This is a genomic window from Desulfocurvus sp., from assembly GCF_023230885.1.
Lineage (GTDB): Bacteria > Desulfobacterota > Desulfovibrionia > Desulfovibrionales > Desulfovibrionaceae > Desulfocurvus.
The window spans coordinates 1-10,213 of the sequence record NZ_JALNWM010000118.1; the positions used below are offsets into that span (position 1 = coordinate 1).

At 69.2% G+C, this 10,213-nt stretch carries 9 protein-coding genes; 3 read left to right on the forward strand and 6 right to left on the reverse strand.

What is annotated here, in order from left to right; all coding sequences use genetic code 11:
• From M0P34_RS09550 to M0P34_RS09560, 3 genes are all read right to left on the reverse strand, one after another.
• The coding region (locus tag M0P34_RS09550) for a sulfite exporter TauE/SafE family protein (protein WP_291498687.1) at positions 1-656 on the reverse strand (656 nt) is incomplete at its 3' end.
• Positions 657-723: 67 nt separating this feature from the next.
• The gene (locus M0P34_RS09555; RefSeq protein ID WP_291498688.1) at positions 724-2,229 is read right to left on the reverse strand and encodes an SLC13 family permease; all 1,506 of its coding nucleotides are present in this window, start codon (positions 2,227-2,229) and stop codon (positions 724-726) included.
• Between the two features lie 73 nt (positions 2,230-2,302).
• The gene (locus tag M0P34_RS09560; protein WP_291498689.1) at positions 2,303-3,460 is read right to left on the reverse strand and encodes a sulfotransferase; all 1,158 of its coding nucleotides are present in this window, start codon (positions 3,458-3,460) and stop codon (positions 2,303-2,305) included.
• A 417-nt stretch (positions 3,461-3,877) separates the two neighbouring features.
• On the opposite strand from M0P34_RS09560, the gene M0P34_RS09565 reads away from it, so the two are divergent.
• Complete coding sequence (locus tag M0P34_RS09565; protein ID WP_291498690.1) at positions 3,878-4,315, forward strand: arsenate reductase ArsC; 438 nt, start codon at positions 3,878-3,880, stop codon at positions 4,313-4,315.
• A gap of 82 nt (positions 4,316-4,397) precedes the next feature.
• Here M0P34_RS09565 and M0P34_RS09570 read toward each other — a convergent pair whose 3' ends face one another.
• The 3 genes from M0P34_RS09570 to M0P34_RS09580 all read right to left on the reverse strand — a co-directional run bounded on the left by M0P34_RS09570 (position 4,398) and on the right by M0P34_RS09580 (position 7,478).
• Positions 4,398-6,134 carry an FAD-dependent oxidoreductase gene (locus M0P34_RS09570; protein ID WP_291498691.1) on the reverse strand — a complete coding sequence of 579 codons (1,737 nt, stop codon included), beginning with the start codon at positions 6,132-6,134 and terminating at the stop codon, positions 4,398-4,400.
• A gap of 186 nt (positions 6,135-6,320) precedes the next feature.
• Positions 6,321-7,208 carry a universal stress protein gene (locus tag M0P34_RS09575; RefSeq protein WP_291498692.1) on the reverse strand — a complete coding sequence of 296 codons (888 nt, stop codon included), beginning with the start codon at positions 7,206-7,208 and terminating at the stop codon, positions 6,321-6,323.
• Between the two features lie 54 nt (positions 7,209-7,262).
• On the reverse strand, positions 7,263-7,478 hold the full coding sequence (locus M0P34_RS09580) for a hypothetical protein (protein WP_291498693.1): 216 nt from the start codon (positions 7,476-7,478) through the stop codon (positions 7,263-7,265).
• 178 nt (positions 7,479-7,656) lie between these two features.
• Between M0P34_RS09580 and M0P34_RS09585 the strand changes: the two genes are divergently transcribed.
• Both M0P34_RS09585 and M0P34_RS09590 read left to right on the forward strand, forming a co-directional pair.
• Positions 7,657-9,528, forward strand: coding sequence for a diguanylate cyclase (locus tag M0P34_RS09585; protein ID WP_291498694.1), 1,872 nt, complete (start codon positions 7,657-7,659; stop codon positions 9,526-9,528).
• An 83-nt stretch (positions 9,529-9,611) separates the two neighbouring features.
• Complete coding sequence (locus M0P34_RS09590) at positions 9,612-10,202, forward strand: tetratricopeptide repeat protein (protein ID WP_291498695.1); 591 nt, start codon at positions 9,612-9,614, stop codon at positions 10,200-10,202.
• The last annotated feature ends 11 nt before the right edge of the window (positions 10,203-10,213 follow it).

Below are 10,213 nucleotides of genomic sequence, written 5' to 3' on the forward strand. Positions count from 1 at the left end.
ATATGCGCGCCAATGGCCACGCCCACCAGTTCGACAGCGGTGACCCAGGCTCCGGTGACGAAATCGATGCCGCCGTATTCCAGGTTGCCGACGGTGCCGGAGACTGCGGCCACGATCTGGATGACCTGACTGGTGGCGATGGCGATCAGCGGTGAAAAACCCAGGACGACCATCATGGGCACCGAAAGCACCGGCCCGCCCACGCCGGTCAACCCGGAGCCGAAACCGACCACGGCGCCAATGCCGAACAGGACCAGCCGCCTGCCGCTGGACCGCCCCTCCAGGGCCAGCAGGCCCTTGCCGGTGTAGGGACGGTATGTGTAGATGCCAGCGAAAACGATGATGCAGGACAGGGCGATGTTGAGGTGTACCGCGTTGGTGTAGGACGCCACAACGGCGCCAAGATAGCCGAAAAATACGGCGCCCAGGCAGACAGGGATTGTGATTCCCCAGTCGATGCTGCCCTTGCGCTGGTAGAGCACTGTGCCGACGATGCCGGTGAATATGAAGCTGAAGAGAGCCGTGGCCATGGACACATGCGTGCTGAGGCCCGAGAAGAAGGCCAGGGCGGGGATGAGCAGGATGCCGCCCACTCCGACGCACCCGATCAGTGCGCCGACGAGGAGCGCCGTCAAGGCAAGAAGGACAATCGACATGAGGCGTATTCTCCATGCCGGACGGGCGCGCACGCGCCCGTCCGGTAAGTTGTTTTGGGATACGGGATTACAGGCCGGGCGGCAGGAGGTAGAAATCGGCCTTGAGGACCGCCACCGCAATGATGAAGTACAGCGTGGAGACGACGACGGAAATGACCCCGCCGACAAGGCCGTAGACGAACATGCGCTTGAGGTTGGCGCCGAACCCGGCGACCACGCCCTGGGCGCCCGTCGACGAGGCCACGGCGTAGCTCCAGCTGATGGCGCTGCCGACGGCCCAGATGAACGGGACCGCGCCGAACTGCAAGCCGCCCCAGTTCTTGAACGCCTCGATGACCATGGGGATCATGACCCCCGCCGCCGCGGTGTCCGAGGTGACCTGGGACAAGGCGTTGCCGCCGACGCTGAAGGCGACGATGGACATCACGTCGCCGCCCGAGGCGATGAAGGATTCCAGCCACCCGCCCACGACGGCGCTGGCGCCCGTCTGGTTCAGGATGCGCCCCAGGGCGACGGACGCGGGCCAGATGAAGAGAATGGCCAGGGGGAAATGCTTCTTGAGCGAAGCGATGGATACCAGGGTTTCGCCGGGCTCGCGGCGCGAGGGGACGAAGAAGAGGAGCACGGCCAGGATGAAGAACATGCGCGATGGATGCATCCAGGCGAAGAACGGGCCCTTGAGGAAATCGACATACGCCGGGCGCAGCAGGGCCAGGGCCACGATGAGCACGAAACCCAGGCAGGCGAACTTTTCCTCGTAGCTGAAGGCCCCCATCTCGCGCAGTTCCTGGCGGTAGAATTCGCGGCTGCCCTTGAAGGCCCGGATCTCGGGCTTCATGAACAGCCACATGAAGACGCACATGGCCAGCATGACCACAAGGGACACGGGAATCATGCGCAGGGACCAGTCGATGAAGAAGACTTCATGCCCGACGTACTTCTGCAGGTGCCCAAGGGTCACGACCGCCTGGCCGCCGCCCAGCGGGGTGGCCATGCCGCCCACCGAAGCCCCCCAGGCCACGGCGATGAGCACGTTGGAGGCCGCGTTGCTGTTCCAGCGCTGCTCGAAGGTCTCGAAACCCGCGTAGATCAGCGCCGCGACGGCGATGGGCGCGAAGACCGCAGCCACAGGCGTGTTGCCCATGATGAAGCTGGCCAGGCCCGTGAGTAGGAACCACCCTATCATCTGCCTGCGCGTGTCGTTGCCGAAGCGCAGCAGGAAGTGCAGGGCGATACGCTTGGCGAAACCCCAGCGGGCCCAGGCGACGGTCACTATGCTCGCACCGACGATGAGAAAGGCGTCGCGGTGGGCGTAAGCCTCCATGACCTTGACGATGGGCATGTACTCGTGGAAGGCCGCGACAACGAGGGGGACGAGACAGGTGACCTTGATGTCCACCGCCACCGTCACCCACCAGTAGACCATCCAGAACAGGATGCCGAAACCCATGCGGGCGTTTTGCGGGCCGAAAAACGGAATGAATTGCACGGCCACGAAGATGGCCGGTCCAAGCAGAATATGAAGCCAGTTCAGTCCAGAGCCTGGTGGGCTTTGAATCTTTTGCTCACTCATGTTTCCTTCTCCCTGGCAGTCCCTTGGCGGACAGGAGGCCGGACGCTGCTTGTCCGGCCTCCCGGTTTTCGTGCTACAGAGCCAGCTTGCCGTTGTAGTCGCGCTTGATGCTGAAGTGCTTTTTCCACCTGCGCCAGGCGCGCTGGCCCATGACAAGCTCCTCCTCGGGGGCGCCAAGGGGGTACACGCCGGCGGGAATGTCGGCGTCGGACCACAGGCCCTTCTTCTTGCGCTCCTCGCGCTGGTCCATGAGCCAGTCGTTGTAGCTTTCGTAGACGATGTGCCCCTCGTAGCCGTCCAGGGTCGCGGCGCGGATGCGGCCATCCCACTCCTCGTACTTGCCGAGGATCTCCTCGGAGGGCAGCTCGGGCTCCACGTCCAGCTCGTAGCCCGCCTCGACCATCTCCCTGCCCGCCACGGCGGCGAAGATGCGCTGGTCACGCAGGCTGAGCAGATCCTTGTAGATCCCCACATACTTGTCGCTGACGGGGCTGCCCAGGGGTTTGTGGTCGCGCGTCTTGCCGCGGGCCACGGCGATGTCGGACTTGTGGAACTCCATCATCGCCTGGCTGTACTCCTCGCCCAGGAAGTCGCACGCGGCGCGCAGCACATTTTCCGGATCGCGCACCAGCTCTTCGTACCTGATGTCGAACCACTGGTCCGCACCAAGCTTTTCGCGCCAGGGCTTGACGGCATTCATGCACAGCTTCCAGACGCTCGCCGCGCTGTAGATGTTCGTTGGCCCGAACGAGGACTCGATGTAGTCTGCCGAAGCGTCGCGGCCGTCACGCGTGATATAGATGAACTGCGCGTTGGGGAAGTCCTCAAGAATCGAGCCGACGAAGAACAGGTTGTACGGGGTTTTTTCGCCCCAGCGGGGCTTGCCGCCCGTTTCCTTGGCGTAGCGCTCGAACATGGCGCAGTACAGGCCGGCGAAGCTCTGCTCATGCACGCTCTCGACGATTTCCTCGACGATGGTGCGCGGGTTGACGTTCATGCCCCAATAGGGGGTTTTCAGCCCATGCACCATCTCCACCGCCAGCGTGTGGAAGTTCTCCTTCTTGGACAGGTCGCCGTATGTGTGCAGATAGGGGCGGAAACGGGAATAGTACCAGACGACTTCCGGCACCGCGATGCGGGGATGATTGCCGAGCATGGCCATGACCAGCGTCGTGCCCGAGCGCTCCGGGCCGATCATGAAAATGGGTCTTTCCTGAAGAGTGATGGACATAGTCTCCTCCTGTGTTGTTTCCCCCCGTGAGCAAGGAGCGTGCCGACGGGCACCGAAGATATATCCATCTGTAATAACAATAAATACATCCACAAACCGCCCGGACCGCCCGGATGTAGTACACCTTTTTCGGTACTGTTATTCCATTAATGATACGGAACGGTCCGCCTCAAAGGGCTTGCTCCCGGGCCTGCGCCCCCTCCCCTCCAGGCATGCGCCCGGGTGCCCGCAGCACCCCGCAAATCCAGGGCGGCCGCCCACGGCAGGGGCAGGGCAGCATCGAAACCAGCCGGTACGGGCCCGGGCCTCGTTGCCCGGGCCCCCGTCGCCGTTTCGTCACATCCACCCGCTATGCTGGCGGACACGCGCGGCCGGGAGCGGCCCGCGGCCCCCAACCCTTCCCAGGAGAGCACCCTCATGGACAAGAAGCGCGTCCTGTTCATCTGCGTACACAACTCCGCCCGCAGCCAGATGGCCCAGGCCTTCGCCAACCACGAGCACGGCGACGCCCTCGAAGCCAGCAGCGCGGGGCTGGAACCCACGGCCCTGAACCCCCTGGCCGTGGCGGTCATGGCCGAGGCGGGGCTGGACATCTCCGCCCAGGCCGCAAGCAGCGTGTTCGAACGCTTCAAGGCCGGGGAAACCTACGACTACATCATCACCGTCTGCGCCGAGGCCGAGGTCAAATGCCCGGTGTTTCCGGGCATCGCGCGGCGCCTGCACTGGCCCTTCGACGACCCCGAGGCCCTGGCCGGCGACCGGGAGCAGCGCCTGGAAGGCGCCCGGGCCATTCGCGACGCCGTGCGCCGGGCCGTGGCCGAGCTGGCCGCCGAGGCCCGGGGCCCGGCGGCCTGAGCCCGCCGGAGCGGACGACGAAAGCCCCCCGGACGCCGCGCGTCCGGGGGGCTTGCCCTTGTCCTGTTCCGCCGGGGGGGCGTCAGGGTTCGGTGCCGGGGTCGCCGGTCTCGTCGATGCCGGGCTCCAGCAGCCGGGCCAGGGCGTAGCCGCCCGCCACGTTCTTCAGGTTCGTGAAGCCGTTCTCGCGCAGCAGGAGCTGGCTCTCGTAGGAACGCAGGCCCGTGTTGCAGAACACATGCAGCCGCCTGTCGCGCGGCAGCTCGCCCAGGCGCGCGGGCAGCTCCTCCTGGGGGATGGACAGCCAGCGGTGGGCTCCGTACTTGTCCTGGAACTTGCGGGCCACCTTGGGCGCGCGCACGTCCAGGACCATGGCGCCGTCGTCCTTGACCAGGTCGAGGAAGGTCATGGCGTCCACGGGGTCGCTGTAGCCGTCGAGGATGTTCTTCATGGCGTTAGCCGCGGCGTTGACGATGTCCATGGCCGAGGCGTAGGGCGGCGCGTAGCCCACCTCCAGGTTGGAGATGTCGTCCAGGTCGGGCCGCTGGGGCAGGAGGGCGGCCACGGCGTCCACCCGGGCCTTCACGGCGTCGCCCGCCGAGCCCACGGCCTCGATGCCCAGCACGCGACGGGTGGCGCGGTCGGCCACCAGGGTCATGTACATCAGGCTGTTGCCGGGGAAGAAATGCGCCCGGTCGGCCATGACCACCAGCGCGGCCTGGGCGTCGAAACCGAAGGCCCGGGCCTGGCTCAGGGTCAGCCCGGCGCGGGCAACGCCCAGCTCGAAGGCCTTGAGGCAAAACGTGCCCACCGCGCCCTCGAAGCGCTCGTTGCCCCCGGCGACGTTGGTGCCGATGACGCGGCCCTGGCGGTTGGCCAGCGAGCCCAGGGGCAGATGCATGGTTCCGCCGCTGATCAGGTTGCGGACCTCCACGCAGTCGCCGCCCGCGTAGATGTTGGGGTCGGAGGTGCGCATGCGCGCGTCCACCAGCAGGCCGCCGAAGGGCCCCACGGCCAGCCCGGCCTCGCGGGCCAGGGCCGTGTTCGGCCGCGCGCCCACGCCGAAGATCACCAGCTGGCAGGGCAGATCGCCCTTGTCGGTCCGGACCCCGGTGACCCCGCTCTGGGCGTCGCCCAGGATGGCCTGGACCTGGGTGGACGTGCGCACGTCCACCTCGTTCTCGCGCATGTGGTTCTCGACCATGCGCGCCAGCTCGGGGCCGAGGGCCTGGGGCAGCACCTGGTCGCACATCTCGACCAGGGTGGTCTTGATGCCCCACAGGGCGGTCAGGGCCTCGGCCATTTCCAGGCCGATGGCGCCGCCGCCCACCACCACGGCGGACTCCACCTCGCCCGAGGCGATCTTGTCCTTGAGCAGCACGGCCTTGTGCAGGTTGGCCACGGTGTAGACCCCGGGCAGGTCCACCCCCGGCACCGGCGGCACGAAGGGCGTCGAGCCCGTGGCCAGCACCAGGGTGTCGTATTCCAGGTCGCGCTCCTGGCCGGTCTTCAACTCGCGCACGCGGACCTTCCGGGCCCGGCGGTCGATGGCCAGGGCCTCGGTCTCGGTGGCGACCTGCACGCGCTTGTACTGGCGGAAAAACTCGGGGTCGCGCACGGCGTGGTAGACCGTGGTGCACAGTTCCTTGGCGTCGGCCACGTCGCCGCTCACATAGTAGGGGATGCCGCACCCACCGTAGGAGATGATCGAGTCGCGGTCGATCATGGTCACCTGGGCCTCGGGGTCCAGGCGCCGGGCACGGCAGGCGACCTTGGGCCCGAGGGCCACGCCGCCGATGATGACGATCCGTCTGGGCATGGGACTGCTCCTTTGACCAGAACGCCGCCCCGCTGGGCGCGCGGGCCGGTTCCGGAATGAGGTTCGCAAACGGTTCCGGTGTAGTCCTCGCGGCCCGTTCTGGCAACCCCCCAGACCCGGCTATCCTTTTAAGAAGCTAGGGGAACAGCCCCCGGAGGCGCAAAAAGGCGGGCGGGGCCGAGGCCCTCAGCGGCAGACCCACAGCGCCGCGCCGCGCAGCAGGCGGAACAGATGGTCCGCCGCCGTGCCCATGAACATGCCCGGCGCGCGGCGCAGGCCCACGCCCGTGCGGCCCACGGCCACCACGGCGCAGCCCGAGGCCCCGGCCTCGGCCAGCAGCGCCGGGCCGATCTCCTCGTTGGCCCCGACCTCCAGGCGCCGCGCATCCACCCGCCCGGGGTCCAGGCCGTTGTCCAGCAGCACGGCGCGGGCGGCCTCGCGGGCCTGGTCGGGCTCCTGCCCGGGCCCGGCCACGGTGAGCAGGGTCACGCGGTGCGCGGGCTCGGCGGCGAGCATGAAGCCCACATGATCGGCCATGGCCAGGGACGAGGCCGAGCCGTCCACACACAGCAGGACCCCGCGCCGGGCCGGGTCGATCTCGCGGCAGACCCACAGCGGAGCCCCGGCATGGGCCTCCAGCACGCCCCGGCTGACCTCGGAGCCGTAGGCGTCCTCCAGCAGCCCGATGGCCTGGCGCCCGAGGACCACGGCGTCGTAGAGCCCCTTTTCGCCCTCCAGGATCACGTCCAGGATGCGCGCATACTGGCGGAAGACGATCTTGGCCTCCATCGCCCCCGGGCCGAAGCCGCCCGCGCAGAGCACGGCCCGGGCGCGCTCAACGGCCTCGTGGCCCGGAGCCGCCCCCTGCGGCCCGCCGCCCCCCCCGCAGGCCACGGGCAGGACCGCGTCGCCGGAGGCGTCGCCCGGCCGGGGCGCGCGGGGCACGGTATGCAGCAGGGTCAGGCGCATGTCCTGCGGGCGCGAGAAGAACCCGGCCACGAAACGCACGCCGTTCAAGGCCCCGGGCTCGTCGCCCAGGGTCACCAGCAGATGCCTGTTGTGGGAGTTGCGCATGGGGCCTCCTGTCCATGAAGAGGCAGGGGCGGCCGCAAGGGCGGCCCCCGGCGCCTAGAGCATTTCGGAAAGGCGGAAGGCCGCCGCGGCCAGACACAACACGGTGACCAGCCCCTGGAACAGCAGCGCCGCCCAGAACCCGGAGCGGTTGCCCGCGCGGGTGAGCGGCAGCAGCCGCGACTGGATCTGCCCCGTGCGCAGGGCCACGCGAATGAGGTTGGTGTTCACCACGGCCAGCAGCACGAGCAGCAGGGGAATCACATAATCCATGCGGATGCCTCGCTGTTTGTCTTTTCCTGGGCATACACGGCCCCGCGCGGGGGCGCAAGCCCGGGCCGCCCCCGGGGCAGGGGACGAGGGCCCCGCGAAGCGCCAACGACCGGCTTCCTTTTCCCCGGGTTCCGTGTATACTGCCCCGGGAAGGCATTTCATGTATCCAGGAGCGCCCATGCGGCCCGTGATCGCCCACGTCCTGACCCTGATCGCCTACCTGGCGGCGGCGCAGTTCGCCCAGACCCTGGCGCCACTGCCCGGCGCCGTGGCCCCGGTCTGGCCCGCCGCCGGGGTGGGGTTCTCGGCGTTCTTTCTCATGGGCCGCCCGGCCCTGGGCACGGTCCTGGCGGCCGACCTGTGCGCCTCGCTGCTGGCCGGGCTCCAGCCGGGGGCGGCCCTGGGCCTCAGCCTGGGCAACACCCTGGCCCTGGGCCTGGGGGCGGCCCTGGCACGGCGGATGCTGGCCGGGGGCAACCCCTTCGACAGCACGCGCAGGATGGGCCATTTCCTGGTCATCGGCCCCATGCTCGCCTCGCTGGCGGCGGCGCTGCTCGGGGTGCCGGTGCTGGCCCGCGTGGGCGCCCTTTCCGCCGACCCGGCCCCCGCCGCCTGGAGCTGGTTCCTGGCGGATTTCACGGGCGTGAGCATCCTGGCGCCCCTGGCCGTGGCCTGGCGCGGGCATCCGCCGGGGCTGCCGCCCATGCTGCGCCGGGCCGAGGGCCTGGGGCTGCTGGCCTGCACGACGGCGGCGGCCCTGGTGGTCTTCGGCCTGGGCCACGAGCAGCTCCTGCGCAACTACCCCCTCATCTTCGCCTTCATCCCGCCCATGGCCTGGGCCACCTTCCGCGCCGACTCGCGGACCCTGACCCTGCTGCTGGTCCTGCTCTTTCCGGGCTGCGTCCTGGCGACCCACGCCGGGCTCGGCCCCTTCGGGCATCTGCCCCGGCCCCTGTCGCTGCACATCATGCAGGTCTTCTACGCCGTAACCGCGACCACCACCCTGATCATCCACGCCCTGACCCGCGAGCGGGCCAACTCGCTGGCGGACCTGGCCAGGAGCCGGGCGGATCTGGCCCGGGCCCACGACGAGCTGGAACAGCGCGTGGCCGAGCGCACGGCCGAACTGGACACGGCGCTGCGCGAACTGCGCGAGGCCGGGGAAACCTACAGCGCACTATTCGAAAACGCCGCCGAGGGCATCTACCGCGCCGACACGGCGGGGCGCTTCGTGCGCGTGAACCCCGCCCTGGCGCGCATGCTGGGCTACGGCTCGCCCGACGAGCTCATGGCCCGGATAACCGACATCTGGCGCCAGGTGTTCACCTGCGAGGCCTCGTGCAGGCAGCTGTACGAGACCCTGGCCACCAGGGGCCGGGCCGCGGACTTCGAGATGCCCGTCCGCACGCGAAGCGGCGAAGGCCTCTGGGTCAGCATGTCCGTGCGCCCGGTGCTGGACGCCGGGGGGCGCGTCCTTGGCATCGACGGCATCGTGCAGGACATCACCCAGCGCAGGCTCACCCGCGAGGAGCTGGAGCGCCGGGCGACCCTGGACCCGCTCACCGGCGCGGCGAACCGCCACACCTTCGAGCGCACCCTGCGCCGCATGCTGGCCCAGGCCGGACGCGGCGGCCCGGGCCTGGCCCTGCTCTTCGTCGACCTGGACGATTTCAAGGGCGTGAACGACACCCACGGGCACCTGGCCGGAGACCATCTCCTGCGCACCGTGGCCGCGCGCATCCAGGCCCGCCTGCGCGAAACCGACCTGCTGGCCCGGCTGGGCGGCGACGAATTCGCCCTGCTGCTGCACAACGTGGCCGACGCCCAGGCCGCGGACGCCGTGGCCCACGACATCCTGCGCGCCCTGTCCGAGCCCGTGGAGTTCGAGGGCCTGCACCTGGTCGTGGGCGCCAGCGTGGGCGGCTGCCTGGCGCCGCCCCCGGGCGGCGGCCCTGCCCCGGACGTGGACCAGCTGCTGCACCGCGCCGACCAGGCCATGTACCACGCCAAGCAGCAGGGCAAGAACCGCAGTCACATCGACGCCGCCTGACCCGGGAGCGCGGCGGCCCCCGGTATTGACCGTCCCGGACGTTCGGGTATGGTGGGCCCCACGCTTTTTCCGGGAGGAACGCCGTGAGCGAGAAGAAGAAGCCGCCCCTGTCGCGGCGCGATTTCCTGTTCGGCGGGCTGCGCAGGCTGCGCGGCGACGACCGCCCCGAGGCGCCCGCCCTGGCCGCCGCCACCCAGGGCGTCGCGCCCGACGCGGCCAAGCAGGCCAAGGACGCCTTCGTGCGCGGCAACCTGGCCTACGCCAGCGCGCGCTACGAGGCGGCCATCCCCGAATACCGCGAGTGCGTCCGCCTGTTCCCGGCGCACCTGGAGGCCCGCAAGCGCCTGGGCTACTGCCTCTACCGCACCGGCCAGTTCGTCCAGGCGCGCATCGAGTTCGAGCGCGTGCTGCGCGAGGCCAAGGCCGACAACTTCAGCTCCCTCTACCTGGGACTGACCTTCGCCAGCATGGGCCGCGCCGACAAGGCCGCGGCAGCCTGGAGGCAGTACCGCAACACCGACGAGGTGCGCATCATGCGCGAGCTGAACCTGCAGATCGCCCTGCTGGAATCCCCGGAAAAGCCCGATCTGGCCGACGTGGTGGCGGAGGTGGAGCAGACCATCCTCCAGCGCAAGGAAGAGCTGCTGGCGGCCCAGGCCGACGCCCAGGGCTGAGCCCCGGACCG

Bases quoted from the DNA above. Each gene is read 5' to 3' on its own strand.
- M0P34_RS09555 (WP_291498688.1), bottom strand. From the start codon at position 2,229: ATGAGTGAGCAAAAGATTCAAAGCCCACCAGGCTCTGGACTGAACTGG.
- M0P34_RS09560 (WP_291498689.1), bottom strand. From the start codon at position 3,460: ATGTCCATCACTCTTCAGGAAAGACCCATTTTCATGATCGGCCCGGAG.
- M0P34_RS09565 (WP_291498690.1), top strand. From the start codon at position 3,878: ATGGACAAGAAGCGCGTCCTGTTCATCTGCGTACACAACTCCGCCCGC.
- M0P34_RS09570 (WP_291498691.1), bottom strand. From the start codon at position 6,134: ATGCCCAGACGGATCGTCATCATCGGCGGCGTGGCCCTCGGGCCCAAG.
- M0P34_RS09575 (WP_291498692.1), bottom strand. From the start codon at position 7,208: ATGCGCAACTCCCACAACAGGCATCTGCTGGTGACCCTGGGCGACGAG.
- M0P34_RS09580 (WP_291498693.1), bottom strand. From the start codon at position 7,478: ATGGATTATGTGATTCCCCTGCTGCTCGTGCTGCTGGCCGTGGTGAAC.
- M0P34_RS09585 (WP_291498694.1), top strand. From the start codon at position 7,657: ATGCGGCCCGTGATCGCCCACGTCCTGACCCTGATCGCCTACCTGGCG.